The organism is Amycolatopsis sp. NPDC034160 (assembly GCF_055575355.1).
Genome location: NZ_JBVISU010000008.1, coordinates 258,457 through 274,426 on the forward strand (window position 1 = coordinate 258,457; position 15,970 = coordinate 274,426).

Here is a 15,970-nt window from a genome sequence, read left to right on the forward strand (position 1 = left end):
AGTATTTCTTTTCACCGATGCCTGGGGGTTCTAATGTCGAGAACGAGATATCTACTGAGAACGTTCCTTGTCTTCTTGGCCACCGCCGTACTCGCCGGACTCATCAACCCGGCGCCCGCGGTGGCCGCCGCCGATCCACCACCGACCACGCCACCACCGACGTCCCCGGCCCGCCCCATGCCGGAGGACCCGTACCGCAACTGGGACGGCCGATCGGGCGTACCCGCTCTGGTGGGCAGTCCCGTCGTCCGGCAGATCATCGCCGATCAGGCCGAGCTGGCCGAGGAGCCCGAAGTACGTGAGGCCGCGCGGGCGGCTCTCGACGCGGGCACCGAAGCGGCTTTGCACGAATTCCTCGAGAACGGTCTCGACGCCGCCAAGGCGAGGGCCGCGGCGCGTGAAGCCGAAACCGCGCGTCAGAACCGGGCCACCATCCAGGCGATGGCGGGCACCGGCGGGCCGATCTTCAACGCCGAGGTCGCCCGGGTTCTCGCGGGAAGCGATACCGACCGCGAGCAGTTCCTCGCCTACGGCAAGGAGATCGCCAAGGAGCGCGACGCACAGGTCGCGGCGGGCGGCCAGGCACGCGCCGAGCAGCTGCGCGCCAGGGTCACGGCGCTGCTCGGCGTCGCCGGACATCACGTGAAGACGGCGGCACAGGCCGCGCTCGACGCGGGTGACGCGGCGATCGCGGAGTTCCTCGACACCGGCTACCTCGCCGCGGCGAAACGTGACGCCGAAGACCGGGAAAAGCAGCTCCGCGATCAGGAAGCCGCGGCACGCGCCGCCGAGCAGCTGAGCGACCTCGCCAAGCGGGCCGCGCGGGCGATGACCGCGCGGCAGAACCTGATGGTGGCGCACGGGGACGCGCTGCGCGCGCTCAAGCGGATCGCGAACGCGATGGTGCTCGCGGGGAACGAAGCCCGTAAGGCCAAGCAGATCCTGGACGCGAACGACGCGGCGGGCAACCACCCACCCGACTCCTTCACGTTGGTCAAGGCCGAGGCCGCCCGGCAGGTCGGCAACGCCCGTACCGCCGCGACCGACGCCGTACGCGCGGCCGAGCAGGCAGGCGTCCAGGCCGCCGAACTGGTCGCCGTCGGACTCCCTTACGGCACTCAGTGGGCCGACATGGCGAGAGGAATGAACGCGGCCGGGCAGGCGGCGGTCCACGCCTCGGAGACCGCGCAGCACGCGATCGACGCCACCGAAGCCACCGACCAGGCTCGCAACGCCCAGGAACGCGCTGAGAAACACGCCGAGCAGGCTCGCCAATGGGGTCTGCACGCCCAAGAGCACGCGACCGCCGCCGCACAGGTGGCCGAAGCGGCGCGAGTGCAGGCGGTGGCGGCCAAGGATGCGGCTGTCCGGGCCAGACAGGCCCGCGAAGCAGCCGAAGCCGAAGCTAACGCCGCCAGGGCCTCGGCCGACCGCACCCGCGCGCATCGCGAAGAAGCGGAACGGCAGCGGGACAGGGCGAAGAGCGCCCGCAGGGTCGCCGAGACCGAGCGCGCCAACGCGGCCGCCGCCCGTCAGCGTGCCGACCAAGCGGCCGCGGAAGCACGTCGTCACCGCGGCGAAGCCCAGCGCCAAGCCGGCATCGCCCACGATTCCAACCTCCGCGCACAGGACCAGGAACGGCTCGCCGGCGAAGCCGAACAGCGGGCGGTGGACGAAGAAGGGAAGGCGAGAGCCGCCCGCGACGCAGCCTTCACCGCGGAACGACTGAAGCAGAGTGCGCAGGCGAAGGCGGACGCGCTGAACGCGGCCGAAGCCGCCGCACGGGGTACCGCGGCGGAGACGGACGCGAAGAACGCCGCCCTCGCGGCACGGAACGAGGCCACCAACGCGACCGCCGCGGCCACCGCGTCCCGGGACGCCGCCAACCGGGCGACCGGTGCCGCCGTGGTCGCCAGGGAAGCAGCGGGCGAAGCGACCCGAGCGGCGGCACGGGCCCGCGCGGCCGCCCAGGAAGCCCGCGCCGCCGCCGCCGCGGCCAACCACGCGGCCAACCGGGCCGAGTCCTCGGCGGCGGAGACCCATCACCATGCCACCCAGGCCAACGTGAAGGCGGCCGAGGCGACCGCTGAGGAGACCAAGGCGGCCGAGGCGGCACGGAACGCGGTCCAGCTCGCGGAACAAGCGGCCGGCGAAGCGATGCGTTCGCTGATGGCGGCGGAGCGTACCCGCGCCGAGGCCGACGCGGCGTTCAACGAGTCGGTCTCGGCGGCAACGCAAGCGGATATCGCCCTGCGGGCGTCCACCGCCGCGCGGTCGTCGTCGAGCGCTATCACGGATCCGGCCAACCGGGCGATCACCGTCGTCGCGCCGTACGCGGGTTCGGACCTCGACGCCGATTTCGTCATCCTGGTCGCCGAACAGGCCAGGGCAGTCGGTACCGAGCAGGCACAAGCGGCCCGCGCCCGGGCCACCGAAGCGGCGCAGGCGGCGGAGCGCGCCGCCGAGGCCGCGGCCCGGGCGAACAACGAGGTGAAACCCGCCTTCGAAGCGGCGTCGCGGGCAGCGGCTTCAGCCGCCGCGGCGGCGAAGTCGGCAGCCGAAGCGCAGGAAGCGGCAGCCGTCGCCGCGGCCGAAGGCGCGCTGGCCCGCGCCGCGGGCGAACGGGCGAACGCTTCGGACGCGTCCGCCCGGGCGGACGCGCGAACCGCGCGTGCCGCGGCCAACGAGGCCAACGCCGACGCCGCCATCGCCGGCCGCAGCGCCGCCGCGGCGGAACGGGACGCACAGGCGGCCAGGGACACGGCATCGCGTGCCGAACGGGACGCCCAAGTCGCCAGGGACGCGGCGACCGCCGCCGAAGCCTCGGCGGCCGAAGCCAGGACCGCGGCCGACCGGGCGGAGGAACACGCGCGTAACGCGGCCGCGGCCGCGGAACGGGCACGGCAAAGCGCGACCGAGGCTCAGCAGGCCGCCGACCGCGCGGAGGAGCAGCAACGAAAGGACGAGGAGGAAGCGAGACGCCGCGCGGCGGAGCAGACCGGGGCCGGACTGCCCGATCTGACCCCGGAAGAGATCAGCATGCTGTCGACGACCGAATTCGGCCGGATGCTGCTGGACGAGTACCGCCAGGCCGCCGAGCAGGCCAAGAACGGCGGCAGTGTGACGGCGTTCCTGGTGGAGGTCGGAGCCGAAGTCCTGCTCGAAGTGATCGGCTGGCGTGACGCGGAACGGTGTTTCGGCGAAGGCAACATCGAGGCCTGCATCTGGACCGTCGTCAACGTCGCGTCGATCGTCGTCATCTTCCTGAAGCTGCCCAAGGTGGCTTCGGCGGTCGTGAAGATCATCCAGAACATTTCCAAGTTCTTGAACAGGTCCGCGATCTTCCGCAAGGTCGCGGACAAGGTCGCGCCGGTCTTCACCTCCATCCGCAAATGGTGCAACCGGATCAGCCAGGTACCCGCCACCGCGAGAACGTCGAGTCTCCCCGATTTCTCCTGCGGACTGGTGGATCACGGTGACAACGGGGGGACCTTGCCGGGCATCGCGCTGGATTACCGGATCGGAAACGGTTACGGGACGAGCCGGAACGTCGCCGTCGCCTACCTCCCCGGTTACCAGGACCCGAACGGAAAGCTCCCCGACGGCTATGTGGCGGGCAACAGCAACGACGCCGGCCGTCACTCCGAGCAGCACATCGTCGAACAGGTCATCGAGCAGGGTTTCGATCCCAAGAACATCAAGGGCCTCTACAGCGAACGGGAGCCGTGCCCCGATTGCAAACGGAACTGGCTCAGCAAGATGGCGCCCGATCTCAAGACGTCGTTCTCGGTACCGTGGACCGGTGATCCCGAGATCGACAAGATCTACAAGGGAAGTCTGATCGACATGATCAAGAAGTCCTACAAGAGGCGTGGTCTCTTCTCCGCTTCGTCGAAGGACGCCGAGGCGGCGGAGCGTGTTCTGGTGGGCAGCGGAGCGGGCGGATGACCCCGCTCCGCCGTGTCTCCGTCGCCGAACAGGAACGGCTGCTCGCTTTGGGCGGCCGGACCGAAGCCGTGTTGCGTGAGGCGGGGTTCCCGGTGGTCGTCGAGCCCGATCCGGACGATCACCGGGACGCCGGAGGCGCTGTGGTCGAGGTGGACCTGTTCGAGGGCGCCTGCGGGGTCTGGGTCGACTGGGTGGTGGCCATGTCCTGGCGCGACGAGGCCTTCCACCTCTTGGTGGCCGGTGACAAGCAGCACCCCCGGGTGCGGCAGCAGATCGCGGTCCACGCGGCGGTGAGGACGGCGCTCACCGCCGTCCTCACCGCCGCGGGACTGGTCGTCGTCCCGAGCGACGACGACATGCGTCCCGGGGAACTCAAGGTCACCGGCTGACGCTTCACCCTCCGGCCCGTACTCCCCACGACGTGTGAAGGCCCCCTTCCCTCGGCTCAGCCGAGGGAAGGGGGCCTTCACACGTATCTGGGAACTAGTGCCCGGAGGTGATCTCCTTGCGCTCCTCCGAGGGCTCGCCGCCGATGTCGTCGACCTTGCCGTTGCCGTGCCCGTTGGCCCGGGCGCGCTCCAGCGCGATCGTCTCCTCGACCGGGTCCGGCGACCAGGCCGAACCCGCGACGGCGTGCCCGGCCGAACCGAGCTTGTTCATCTTCTTCGGCACCGACGCGCCCTGGTACTCGAGCGGCAGCGGGTGGCCGTGGTCGTCCACCGGGCCGAGCGGCTGGTGGATTTCGATGAACTCACCGTGCGGCAGACGCTTGATGATGCCGGTTTCGACACCGTGCTCCAGCACCTCGCGGTCGGCCCGCTGCAGACCGAGGCAGATCCGGTAGGTGATGTAGTACGCCAGCGGCGGCAGCAGCAGAACACCGATCCGGCCCGCCCACGTCGTCGCGTTCAGCGAGATGTCGAAGGCGAACGCGATGATGTCGTTGAAGCCCGAAAGCATGATGACCGCGAAGAACGTCAGGGCCATGATGCCCAGCGAGGTCCGGACCGGGACGTCGCGCGGACGCTGCAGCAGGTTGTGGTGCGCGGTGTCCTTGGACAGCTTTCGCTCGATCCAGGGATACATCACCAGCAACCCGATCAGCAGTGGCATCCCGACCGCGCCGGGGAAGAACACCGCCGGGACCGTGTAGTTCCCGAGGTAGAGCTCCCACGCGGGCCAGATCCGCAGCATGCCGTCGGCCCAGGCCATGTACCAGTCCGGCTGTGAACCCGCCGAGACCTGCGCCGCGTTGTACGGGCCGATGTTCCAGATCGGGTTGATCTGGAAAAGCCCCGACATCAGCGCGATGACGCCGGTGACCAGTGCGAAGAACGCACCGCCCTTGAGCGCGAAGACCGGCATGATGCGGACGCCGACGACGTTGGTCTCCTTGCGACGCACGCCCGGGAACTGCGTGTGCTTCTGGTACCAGACCAGCGCGAGGTGCGCGGCCACCAGGCCGAGCATGATGCCCGGCAGCAGCAGGATGTGGATCGTGTACAGGCGCGGGATGATCTCGTTGCCGGGGAACTCCCCGCCGAACAGCGCCCAGTGGATCCAGGTGCCCATGACCGGCACCGAGAGCACGATGCCCGACAGGGTCGCGCGGATACCGGTACCGGAGAGCAGGTCGTCCGGGAGCGAGTAGCCGAAGAAGCCTTCGAACATGCCCAGGACCAGCAGCAGCGCGCCGATGACCCAGTTCGCCTCACGCGGGCGCCGGAACGCGCCGGTGAAGAAGATCCGGAACATGTGCACCATCATCGAGGCCACGAAGATCAGCGCGGCCCAGTGGTGCAGCTGCCGGACGAACAGACCGCCGCGGACGTCGAACGAGATGTCCAGCGTGGTCGCGAAGGCCCGCGACATCTCGACGCCCTGGAGGCCGGTGTAGCTGCCGTTGTAGACGACCTCCTCCATGGAGGGGTCGAAGAACAGCGTGAGATAGACACCGGACAGCAACAGGATGATGAAGCTGTAGAGCGCGATCTCGCCGAGCAGGAACGACCAGTGCGTCGGGAACACCTTGTTGAGCTGGTGCCGCATGCCCTTGGCCAGGTGATACCGGTCGTCGGCCCACTTCGCACCAGCGCCCGCGGCCTTCTCGACCGGGTTCGTCCCCTTCGTCGGGGTGGTGAGTGAACTCATGACTTACGCTCCCAAAAGGCCGGTCCGACGGCCTCGTTGAAGTCTCCGCGCGCGATCAGGTAGCCCTCTTCGTCCACTGTAATCGGAAGCTGGGCCAGCGGCCGCGTCGCCGGTCCGAAAATCGGCTTGGCGTAGTGGAGCGCGTCGAACTGCGACTGGTGACAGGGGCAGAGGATGCGGTTGGTCCGCTGCTCGTACAGGGAGGTCGGGCAGCCGACGTGGCTGCAGATCTTCGTGTACGCGTAGTAGTCCCCGAAGTTGTAGTCCTCCTGGCCCTGGCGCTTGACGACCTTGGCGGCGTCGGTCGGACGGAGGCGGATCAACATGACCGGGTTGTCGACCCGCTTGAAGGCGGCCGAGAGCGCGTGTTCGTCGTGACGCTCGGACTCGCGGAACGGGAAGACCGTCTCCATGGCGCCCGCGTCGAGGTCCTCGACCTTGACGAGCGAGACCTCGTGCGGACGCCCGGTGCTGCGGCGCAGGTAGACCTTCTCGTCCGGGAAGTTCTTCTTCCAGCCCGAGTGCCACAGCGAGTCGCGGTTCTCGGTGTCCTTCCACGGGTCCTTGATGAAGGACGCGATCGGCAGCGCCGCGACGGCCAGGCCGAGCACACCGGCACCGGCGCCCGCGGACCGCTTGATCATCGAACGGCGCGCGATGGTGCTGCGGCTGCCCGAGTCGGCCAGCTGGGCGAGGATGGTGGCCTTGTCGACCTCTTTCGACGCGCCGTCACCGCGCTCCTGCACCGCGACCTCGGCCGGGATGAACTTCTTGGTGTAGAGGACCGCGCCGACACCGATGGCGAGCACGGCCACGCCGAGCGTGACACCGAGCAGCGGCGTGTACAGCGTGTACATGGTGTAGCCGGCCTTGCCCGGCTCCTTGTACTCGAACCAGTGCGGCCACGCGAGCAGGACCACGAACGCGAGGCCGGACAGCGCGGCCAGCACGAACCAGAGGGCGACCGCACGCTCGGCGCGCTTCTCCGCCCGCGTTCCCTCGACCGGCCACGGCGTCGGGTACTCGATGATCTCGACCCCGTCGAGCGCGGTACCCAGCTTGACGAGCTGGTCGCGATCCATGTCCGCCAACTCCGCCTCTGTCGGCGGCTTCGGCCCTTCGGCGCTCATGCCTTCGATCCAATCCACAACGTCACGCCGATCAGCGCGGCGATCCCGACGATCCACGCGATCGCGCCCTCCGAGGCCGGGCCAAGTCCGCCGAGCGAGTTACCGCCGGGTGAGTTGTTCCCGTGACTCACGGACTTCACGAACGCGATGATGTCCTTCTTCTCCTCCGGCGAAAGCTGCCGGTCGGAGAACTTGGGCATGTTCTGCGGCCCGGTGAGCATCGCGGTGTAGATCTGCTCTTCCGTGGCCGGGTCCAGGTTCGGGGCGAACTTGCCCGACGAGAGCGCGCCGCCGCGGCCGGTGAAGCCGTGGCACGAGGCGCAGTTGAGGCGGAAGAGCTCGCTGCCGCGCGCGACGTCGTCGCCACGCAGCGCGTCACCCTTCTCGGCCGGACGCTGCGCGCCGCCGCCGTTGGCCTGGATGTAGGCGCCCAGCGCGTTGATCTCGGCCTCGTTCAGCTTCGGCGGCTTGCGCTGCGCCTGGGCTTCCTGGCGCACCGCGGGCATGCGGCCGCTCGAGGTCTGGAAGTACACGGCCGCGTCACCGATGCCGATGAGGCTCGGGCCACGGTCGGGGACGCCTTCGAGCTTCGGCCCGTGACATTCGATACACGTGTTGTTGTAGAGCTTCTCGCCCTCGCGCAGGAGGGCGGACTCGCCCTGCGCCTGCGCGGTCTGCGGCTCCGGGGCGAAGACGGCGTACAGCCCGCCCACGCTCAGCAGCGCGATCCCGAGCGCCAGCGCGCCGGCGAACCGCCGGTGCAGCTTGGACCGCGCGCGGAAGCGGCGGCGATCCGTCTTGTCCTTGCTGGAGGTCATCTTGCGGCAACCCTTGCTGTCAGTTCAGGCCGATAGGTCGTGGTGGCGGCTTCGTTCACGGAAGGATGTAGATCACCGCGAACAGGCCCACCCACACGATGTCGACGAAGTGCCAGTAGTACGACACGACGATCGCCGAGGTGGCCTGAGCCGGAGTGAACTTGCTCAGCTTGGTGCGGATGAGCAGGTACACGAACGCGATGAGCCCGCCGATGACGTGCAGGCCGTGGAACCCGGTCGCGAGGTAGAAGACCGTGCCGTACGCGCCGGACGGGATGGTCAGCCCCTCGTGGATCAGGTTCAGGTACTCGTAGCCCTGGCCGCCCACGAAGATCGCGCCCATGATCAACGTGATGATGTACCAGCGGCGCAGGCCGAACACGTCACCCTTTTCGGCGGCAAACACACCGAACTGGCAGGTGAACGACGACGCCACGAGGATCACGGTGAACGGGATCGCCAGCGCGATGTTCAGGTGGAAGGGCTCACCATGCAGCGGCGGCGGCCACTGACCGGAGGCGTTCTGCGCCTTCACGGTGAAGAACATGGCGAACAGTCCGGCGAAGAACATCAGTTCGCTGGACAGCCACACGATGGTGCCGACACTGACCATGTTCGGCCGGTTCAGCGAGTGGACCCGCTGGCTGATGGTGGGAGCTGCCGTTGTCACGCGTCGCATTATGTCCTCTCACGCACGGGGCCCGCCGGGTGGGTCCACGGCAAGTCGCGTGCGTGTCGGGTCACATCTGAACGAAAGTGGAGACAGGGCTACTCATGGGTTTACTAGATCGGCTTCGTGACCTGGTCAAGAAGCCGAAGCTCCCAGGTCTGACCGTCGACACGCCCGGCGTGGAGATCGTCGTGACGGCTTTCGACCCCGCCGAGGCGGACTCTTCGGTGCTGGCGAGATCACCCGCTTGGGTCGCCGAAGCACCGGCGATCCTGCGCCACCACTTGAAACTGCCGCCCGAAAAGGTGGCGGAGGCGACCTCGATCCTCGCCCAGGACGGCTGGGAACTGCGGGAACAGGGACCGGACGGTGACTTCATCCTGGCGCACGCGTTGCGCGTCCAGCCCCTCGACGCGCTGCACTGCGCGCAGGAACGGTCACGGATGGCGGGACTCGCGCAGCGGCTCGGCGGCGATTCGCTGGGCTGGGACGCGCTCCAGCCGTCGGGTGCGTCCACGTGATGTCGGTCATGGCGGATAACATCGCCGGTGTCGAGATGACTAGACGAGGCGGAGGCGCGCTCATGGGCGAGCAGGCGATGCGGATCCTGGTGTTCAGCCACAAGGCGGAGGTGCGCGAGGCGATCATCAACGCCGTCGGCCGCCGGCCCGCCGCCGACCTCGGCCGGGTGGACTACACCGAGGCGTCCGGCATCTCCGAGGTGCTCGTCGAGATGGACGCGGGCAACGTGGACCTGGCCATCCTCGACGGCGAGGCGCAGCCGACCGGCGGCATCGGGCTGACCCGCCAGCTCAAGAACGAGATCGAGGATTGCCCGCCGATCGTGGTGGCGGTGCGGCGCAAGGACGACCGGTGGCTCGCGACCTGGTCGCAGGCCGACGCGGTGCTCGTCCACCCGCTCGACCCGCTGACGGCCGCGGAGACGGTCGCCGACGTACTGCGCGCCCGGCGGGTGCCGGTCGTGCACGGCTGACCCGATGAGCGCGGCAGCCAAGACCTGGCCGTCCCTGCTCAACCAGCTCATCGCGCGGACGGACCTGTCCGAAGAGGACACCGCGTGGGCGATGGACCGGATCATGAGCGGGGCGGCGACGCCCTCCCAGATCGCCGGGTTCGCCGTCGCGCTGCGGGCGAAGGGCGAGACACCGGCGGAGATCTCCGGCATGGCCGATGCCATGCTGGCGCACGCCAAACGGGTGACGATCGACCGGCCTTCGGTGGACATCGTCGGCACCGGCGGCGACCGGTCCAACTCGGTCAACATCTCCACCATGGCCACCGTGGTGACGGCCGCGGCCGGCGCGCCGGTGGCGAAACACGGCAACCGGAGCGCGTCGTCGAAGTCCGGTGCGGCCGATGTGCTGGAGGAGCTGGGCGTCACCATCGACCTGCCGCCTGAGACGGTCCAGCGCAGCGTGAACGAACTGGGCATCGGCTTCTGTTTCGCGCCCAAGTTCCACCCCGCCCTGCGCCACGCCGGCCCGACCCGCGGTGAACTCGGCGTGCCGACGACGTTCAATTTGCTGGGCCCGCTGACCAACCCGGCGCAACCGCGCAGTTCGCTGATCGGCTGCGCGTACGAGGACAAGACCCGCGTGCTGGCGGAGGTGTTCGCGCGGCGCGGCATGACCGTGCTGCTCGTGCGCGGCGACGACGGGCTCGACGAGATCACCACCACGACCACCAGTTCGGTGTGGGTGGTCTCCGGCGGCGAAATCACCGAGCGCAGCTTCGACCCTTCGGCGCTGGGCATCGCGCGGGCGACCGCGGACGACCTCCGCGGTGGTGACGCCGCGCACAACGCCGAGGTCTTCCGCCAGGTGATGGCCGGGAAGACCGGGCCGGTGCGGGACGCGGTGCTGCTCAACTCGGCGGCCGCGCTGGCGGCCTTCACCGGCTTCTCGGGATCACTGGAAGACGACCTGACGACCGGGCTCGCGCGGGCGGCCTCGGCCATCGATTCGGGCGCGGCGGCCGATCTGCTGAACCGGTGGATCGCTTTCGCCTGACGCTCTGCTCACACGCGTGGTGCTGACGGGCACCCCGGCGGCAAGCCTCAAGTCTCGAAAGTCCGTGAAGGCCTCCTTCCCTACCTTGAGAGTAGGGAAGGAGGCCCTCACGGACACGACACGCGCGCCGAGACCGGGTGGAGCGGTGCTGCCCCGGTGGATCCTTCCTGCCCGTGCCATGAAAGGTCCTTTCCTTGCAAATTTTGCAAGGAAAGGACCTTTCATGGCACGGGGGGCGCCTACGAAGCGGTGCTGAACCGCGCCCGGTAAGCCGTAGGCGTCAGCCCCGTAGCCCGCCGAAGCTGGGTACGCAGGTTCGCCGCGGTACCGAAACCCGACGCCCGCGCCACCCGGTCCAGCCGCTGCTCCCCGCGTTCGATCAGCCGGCACGCCAGCGCGATCCGTTCCGTCGTGAGCCACGCCAGCGGTGTCGTCCCCAGTTCGGCCCGGAACCGCCGGTGCAGGGTCGCCTGGCTGGTCGCCGCCCGCGTGGCGAGGTCGGCGACGGTGAGCGGCCGGTCCAGGCGTGCGCGGGCCCATTCGAGCACCGGTGCCAGTGAGGTGTCCGGCACCGACGGCACCGGACGTTCGACGAACTGCCGCTGTCCACCGTCCCGGTGCCCCGCGAACACCAGACGGCGGCTCACCGCGTTGGCGATCTCGGCGCCGTGGTCACGGCTGATCAGGTGCAGGCCCAGGTCCAGCGCGGCCGCGCTACCCGCCGCGGTCAGGACGTCGCCGTCGTCGACGAACAGGACGTCCGGCTCCAGCCGCACCTCGGGAAACCGGGCGCGGAACAGATCAGCCCACTTCCAGTGCGTCGTCGCGCGCCGACCGTCCAGGACACCCGCCTGCGCGAGGGTGAAGGCTCCGGTGCAGAAGCTCACCAGCCGGGCGCCTCGTGCGGCCGCGTCGCGGACGGCCCTCAGCACCGATTCCCGCGCCGGGCTCTCCGGATCGGGCCGGTTGGGCACGATCACCGTGTCGGCGGACGCCACGGCTTCGAGCCCGGAAATTCCCGTGAGGGTGAACATCCCCAGGTGCATGCGCACGGACGGCTCGGCGGCGCACAGCGTCAGGTCGTACCAAGGCCGCTCCAGCTCCGGCCGCCGCAGGCCGAAGAGCTCGGTCGCCACCCCCATTTCGAAGGGGTTGGACCCCTCGTCCACCAGGACAGCGACCCTGTGCGAGAAATCATGCGACATATGCGATTCCTAGCACTCACGCCCCTGCCGGTCCAGCGGCCAGGATCGAGGACATGAGCAAGCAGCCGATCGACCTGGCGACCGCACTGGCCGGCTTCGACGAGATCTGGAGCCCGCGGATCGTCGCCCACGTCAACGACTACGACGTCCGCCTCGCCAAGGTCGCGGGCGTGCACGTCTGGCACGTCCACGAGAACACCGACGAGTTCTTCCTCGTCCTCGACGGGACCTTGGACATCGCGTTGCGGGAGGAGGCGGGCGAACGCGTCGTCACGTTGCCGCGCGGCTCGGTGTTCGTCGTCCCGCGCGGCACCTACCACAAACCGTCCTCAGTGGACGGTGCATCGTTGTTGCTGTTCGAACCGACCGGAACGCTCACGGTCGGCGACGCGCACGAAGAGGTTCCCGAGTACGTCGACGTAACCGTCGGACACGACATTTCCGCTCAGCCGGCGGAAAACGTCTTGCGATAGGCGCTGGGACTGGTGCCGCGGAGCTTGCCGAACTGATGCCGCAGCGCCGCGGCCGAGGCGTACCCGCAGGCGACCGCGATGTCCTCAATGGACAGACGTCCTTCTTCGAGCAACGCCTGTGCGCGATCGAGACGGCGTTCGGTGAGCCACCGGTGCGGGGTCGTGCCGGTGGCCGCCGAGAACCGGCGCAGGAACGTGCGCTCCCCCAAACCGCTGCGGCGGGCGAGTTCCGCGACGGTGAACGGCTGATCCAGCCGTCGCTCGATCCATTCGAGCGCCTCGGCGAGCACGGTGTCGTCGGGCGCGGCGGTCTCGGGAACCGGCGCCTGCACGAACTGCGCCTGCCCGCCGACCCGGTGCGGGGCCGCGACCATCCGCCTGGCCAGCGTGGTGGCCGCGGCGACGCCCCGCAGTTCGCGCACCAGATGCAGGCAGAGGTCGACGGCGGCGACGGTCCCCGCGCTGGTGAGGACGCCGTCGTCGTCGACGTACAACGCCTTCGGGTCGACCTTCGCCGTCGGGAAACGCGACCGGAACTCCTGCTCGTAGACCCAGTGCACGGTGCAGTTGCGCCCGTCGAGCAGCCCCGCGTACCCGAGCGAGAAGACGCCCGCGCAGAAGCCCGCGACCCAAGCGCCTCGGCTCGCCGCGTCGCGCAGAACCTCCAGCACCGGCTCCGGCGGGCTCGCGCTGCGCGGCGCGCAGGTCGGGACGATCAGCAGCTCGGCGGACGCCGCGAAGTCCAGGGTCTCCAGGCTGTTCAGCCCGAAGCCGGACCAGCTCAGGACGTTCTCGCCGCCGGGCGAGCAGACGGCGAAGTCCCAGCCTTCGATGCCGTCGGCGCTGCGATCGGTGCCGAAGACCTCGCACGCGACGCCGAGTTCGAACGGCGAGACGTGGTCGGCGAGCACCACCGCGACCTTCTTCACATCCACGCGGGCAGTGTGTCATAAGTTTTGCGGTCGATGTCATCTCTGACACTGGTCGCGCGGGTGCCGGAGGCCGAAAGTGGTCCCCATGAACAAGAACAACCCCCTGCTGCAGTGGACGGCCGCGATGGCGCTGTCCGGCACGATCGGCGCCGTCGTCCTCGAAAGCGGCGCCGACGCGCCCGCCGTGGCGTTCGCGAGGAGCCTCGTCGGCGGCCTGCTCCTCCTGGTCTGGAGCGCCGCGCGCGGCTGGTTCCGGCCATGGACGCTGCCCCGGCGAGACCTGCTGTTCGCCGTCCTCGGCGGGTTGTTCCTGGTCGGGAACTGGGTGCTGCTCTTCGCTTCCTACGCGCTTTCGTCGATCTCGGTGAGCACCGTCGTCTACCACACCCAGCCGCTGATGCTGGTCGGTCTCGCCGCGGCGTTCCTCGGCGAGAAAATGGCGAAGAGCCAGCTGGTCAGGGCGCTGATCGCATTCGGCGGGGTGGCGCTCATCTCACTGTCCGCGCATGGCGCCGACGGCAAGCCCGTGGAACTGGCGGGCATCGCCCTCGCCCTCGGAGCGGCCGCGCTCTACGCCGGCGCCTCGTTCGTCGCGAAGCAGCTCAAACACCTCCGCCCGCACGTCCTGGCCGCCGTCCAACTGGTGACCGGGACGGTCGTACTCGCGCCCGCGCTGCTCGTCACACCGCTGCCCACGGACACGTCGGGGCTGCTGTGGCTGGTGCTGCTGGGCACCGTGCACACCGCGCTGATGTACGTCCTGATGTACGCGAGCATCGGCAAGCTGCCCACCACGACCGTGGCGCTGCTGTCCTACGTCTATCCCGTGGTCGCGGTGGTGGTGGACGTTCTCGCCTACGGCCACCGGCCGACGTGGCCGGAGATCGTGGGGATGCTGGCGGTACTGGCGGCGGCGCTGGCACCGAAACGCGCGGCCAAGCCCGAAGTGAAGGAAGTCAAAGTGGGAAAGCCCGAAGTGGGCCAAACCCCCACAGCCCGCATTTAGTCCTCTAAATGCGAAGCGTCAGAACGTCACTCGTGGTTCGGGCCCGTGTGGTACTCGAACACCAGCCCGCCGATGGCGACGATGACCAGGCCCAGCGCGATGATCAGCAGCCAGATGTGGAAGAACGCGAGCGCGAGACCGGCCAGTGCGGCGGCCGCCGCGAGAGCGATCGGCCAGTAGCTTCCCGGGCTGAAGAAGCCCAGCTCACCGGCGCCGTCGCTGATCTCGGCGTCTTCCCGGTCCTCCGGCCGCGGCTCGATGCGCCGCGCCACGAACTGCAGGTAACTTCCGGCCAGGAAAGCCAGGCCACCGGTGAGGATCAGGGCCACCACACCGACCGGCTCGACGCCGTCCCGGGTCATCGTTCCGGTCATGTACGCGTAGATACCCGCCACGACGACGGAGAAGACCGCGACGAGGAAGAAAATCCGTCCTTCGACCTTCATGGACGTTGCCTCACTCCTGTTTCGGGCTCGAACAGCCGGGTCAGTTGGACGCGACCCGCGCGGTGCGGTCGGTGTTGAACGGGGTGGTGGTGACGGCGTAGGGCGCGCACAGGTCGCCGCAGTTCATCGCCGCCAGCGCCTCGGAAGCGGTGTTCGGCTTGCCGCTCTTCGGGTTCACCGTGCCGCGGAGCTGGATGTACTGCGCGTACTTGTCCGGCGACAGGGCCCTGACCTCGAAGTTCATTCCCGAGTGGTAGGTACCGCACAGCTCGGCGCAGCGGCCGACGAACGAACCTTCCCGGTCGATCGAGTTCTGGAAGGTGAAGTCCTGGTTGTTCTTCTCCGGGTCCGGCATGACGTCCCGCTTGAAGTGGAACTCCGGCACCCAGAAGGAGTGGATGACGTCGGCCGACCGCAGGTTGTACTGGATCGTCTTGTTCGTCGGCAGGACGAGCAGCGGGATCTCGGTCGAGCTGCCGACCGTGGTGATCTCGGGGTCGTCGTGGTTCTTGGAGTCGCTCTTGTACTTGAACTCCCAGTTCCACTGGAACGCGACGATGTCGACCGTGACGTCCGGGTTCTCCGTCTCGGCGAGCACGCGGTTCTCGGTGGTCGCGGTGAAGAAGAACAGCACGCAGACCATGATCGTCGGGACGACGACCGTGAAGATCTCCAGCGGGATGTTGTACTGGAACTGGCGGGGCAGTTCCTCTTCCACGCCGTCGGCGGTCTTCTTCTTGCGGTGGAAGATCGCGGTCCAGAAGATCAGCGCCCAGACGATGACACCGACGACCAGCGCGGCGACGACCGTCCACGTCCACAGGGTGCGCATGTCGTGCGCTTGCGGGGTCACCCCGACGGGCCAGCCGAAGCGAAGGATCTCGTCTCCGGAACAACCTGTCGCGGTCAGCATCACCAGCGCGGCGAGCGCTGCGACGCGACCAGCCCGCTTAACCGGGATGCGCTCTGGATTTCCCACTGCGCCTTGCCCTTTCACCCAGAGCCTCCTCGACCGATCTTCGTGACATGGCGGAGCCTAGCCGAGTTGTGGCGCCGCGCTGACTAAGGGGTAACCCCAACACGCGTATCCCCCACCACATCCGGGTGTACACGCGCACCGGCATACTGGGCCCTTCTCCCCGCTCGGCCAACAAGAGGTGT

The 15,970-nt window shown here is 68.8% G+C and carries 15 protein-coding genes; 7 read left to right on the forward strand and 8 right to left on the reverse strand.

Annotation, left to right across the window (positions count from 1 at the left end):
- Positions 1 to 75 precede the first annotated feature (75 nt).
- Together ACZ54P_RS19060 and ACZ54P_RS19065 are read left to right on the forward strand one after the other, a co-directional pair.
- Positions 76 to 3,948, forward strand: coding sequence for a nucleic acid/nucleotide deaminase domain-containing protein (locus ACZ54P_RS19060; protein WP_465462852.1), 3,873 nt, complete (start codon positions 76 to 78; stop codon positions 3,946 to 3,948).
- On the forward strand, positions 3,945 to 4,337 hold the full coding sequence (locus ACZ54P_RS19065; protein WP_465462853.1) for a hypothetical protein: 393 nt from the start codon (positions 3,945 to 3,947) through the stop codon (positions 4,335 to 4,337). Before ACZ54P_RS19060 ends, ACZ54P_RS19065 begins: the two co-directional genes overlap by 4 nt.
- Before the next feature lie 94 nt (positions 4,338 to 4,431).
- Here ACZ54P_RS19065 and qcrB read toward each other — a convergent pair whose 3' ends face one another.
- From qcrB to ctaE, 4 genes are read right to left on the reverse strand one after another with little or no spacing between them, the layout of a single operon-like run.
- Positions 4,432 to 6,099, reverse strand: coding sequence for a cytochrome bc1 complex cytochrome b subunit (gene qcrB / locus ACZ54P_RS19070; RefSeq protein WP_465462854.1), 1,668 nt, complete (start codon positions 6,097 to 6,099; stop codon positions 4,432 to 4,434).
- Positions 6,096 to 7,229 (reverse strand): cytochrome bc1 complex Rieske iron-sulfur subunit, encoded by a 1,134-nt coding sequence (gene qcrA / locus ACZ54P_RS19075; protein WP_465462855.1) that lies wholly within the window; start codon positions 7,227 to 7,229, stop codon positions 6,096 to 6,098. Before qcrA ends, qcrB begins: the two co-directional genes overlap by 4 nt.
- Positions 7,226 to 8,047 carry a cytochrome bc1 complex diheme cytochrome c subunit gene (gene qcrC / locus ACZ54P_RS19080; RefSeq protein ID WP_465462856.1) on the reverse strand — a complete coding sequence of 274 codons (822 nt, stop codon included), beginning with the start codon at positions 8,045 to 8,047 and terminating at the stop codon, positions 7,226 to 7,228. Before qcrC ends, qcrA begins: the two co-directional genes overlap by 4 nt.
- A 55-nt stretch (positions 8,048 to 8,102) precedes the next feature.
- Positions 8,103 to 8,726 (reverse strand): aa3-type cytochrome oxidase subunit III, encoded by a 624-nt coding sequence (gene ctaE, locus ACZ54P_RS19085; protein WP_076168078.1) that lies wholly within the window; start codon positions 8,724 to 8,726, stop codon positions 8,103 to 8,105.
- 95 nt (positions 8,727 to 8,821) lie between these two features.
- Between ctaE and ACZ54P_RS19090 the strand changes: the two genes are divergently transcribed.
- From ACZ54P_RS19090 to trpD, 3 genes are all read left to right on the forward strand, one after another.
- A complete protein-coding gene (locus ACZ54P_RS19090) occupies positions 8,822 to 9,238 on the forward strand; it encodes a hypothetical protein (RefSeq protein ID WP_465462857.1) in 417 nt (138 codons plus the stop codon).
- 62 nt (positions 9,239 to 9,300) lie between these two features.
- Positions 9,301 to 9,711 carry a hypothetical protein gene (locus tag ACZ54P_RS19095; RefSeq protein WP_093938733.1) on the forward strand — a complete coding sequence of 137 codons (411 nt, stop codon included), beginning with the start codon at positions 9,301 to 9,303 and terminating at the stop codon, positions 9,709 to 9,711.
- 4 nt (positions 9,712 to 9,715) lie between these two features.
- The gene (gene trpD, locus ACZ54P_RS19100; protein ID WP_465462858.1) at positions 9,716 to 10,747 is read left to right on the forward strand and encodes an anthranilate phosphoribosyltransferase; all 1,032 of its coding nucleotides are present in this window, start codon (positions 9,716 to 9,718) and stop codon (positions 10,745 to 10,747) included.
- 239 nt (positions 10,748 to 10,986) lie between these two features.
- Here trpD and ACZ54P_RS19105 read toward each other — a convergent pair whose 3' ends face one another.
- On the reverse strand, positions 10,987 to 11,952 hold the full coding sequence (locus ACZ54P_RS19105) for a helix-turn-helix domain-containing protein (RefSeq protein WP_465462859.1): 966 nt from the start codon (positions 11,950 to 11,952) through the stop codon (positions 10,987 to 10,989).
- 53 nt (positions 11,953 to 12,005) lie between these two features.
- Here ACZ54P_RS19105 and ACZ54P_RS19110 point away from each other — a divergent pair, with 53 nt between their 5' ends.
- The gene (locus ACZ54P_RS19110; RefSeq protein WP_465462860.1) at positions 12,006 to 12,425 is read left to right on the forward strand and encodes a cupin domain-containing protein; all 420 of its coding nucleotides are present in this window, start codon (positions 12,006 to 12,008) and stop codon (positions 12,423 to 12,425) included.
- On the opposite strand, the gene ACZ54P_RS19115 is transcribed toward ACZ54P_RS19110, so the two are convergent.
- Positions 12,398 to 13,360 carry a GlxA family transcriptional regulator gene (locus tag ACZ54P_RS19115; protein ID WP_465462861.1) on the reverse strand — a complete coding sequence of 321 codons (963 nt, stop codon included), beginning with the start codon at positions 13,358 to 13,360 and terminating at the stop codon, positions 12,398 to 12,400. The two genes, ACZ54P_RS19110 and ACZ54P_RS19115, sit on opposite strands and share 28 nt — an antisense overlap.
- Before the next feature lie 82 nt (positions 13,361 to 13,442).
- Here ACZ54P_RS19115 and ACZ54P_RS19120 point away from each other — a divergent pair, with 82 nt between their 5' ends.
- Positions 13,443 to 14,363, forward strand: coding sequence for a DMT family transporter (locus ACZ54P_RS19120; RefSeq protein ID WP_465462862.1), 921 nt, complete (start codon positions 13,443 to 13,445; stop codon positions 14,361 to 14,363).
- A 26-nt stretch (positions 14,364 to 14,389) separates the two neighbouring features.
- Here ACZ54P_RS19120 and ACZ54P_RS19125 read toward each other — a convergent pair whose 3' ends face one another.
- Positions 14,390 to 14,809 carry a cytochrome c oxidase subunit 4 gene (locus ACZ54P_RS19125; RefSeq protein ID WP_465462863.1) on the reverse strand — a complete coding sequence of 140 codons (420 nt, stop codon included), beginning with the start codon at positions 14,807 to 14,809 and terminating at the stop codon, positions 14,390 to 14,392.
- A gap of 40 nt (positions 14,810 to 14,849) precedes the next feature.
- On the reverse strand, positions 14,850 to 15,788 hold the full coding sequence (gene ctaC / locus ACZ54P_RS19130) for an aa3-type cytochrome oxidase subunit II (protein WP_465462864.1): 939 nt from the start codon (positions 15,786 to 15,788) through the stop codon (positions 14,850 to 14,852).
- Positions 15,789 to 15,970: the final 182 nt, after the last annotated feature.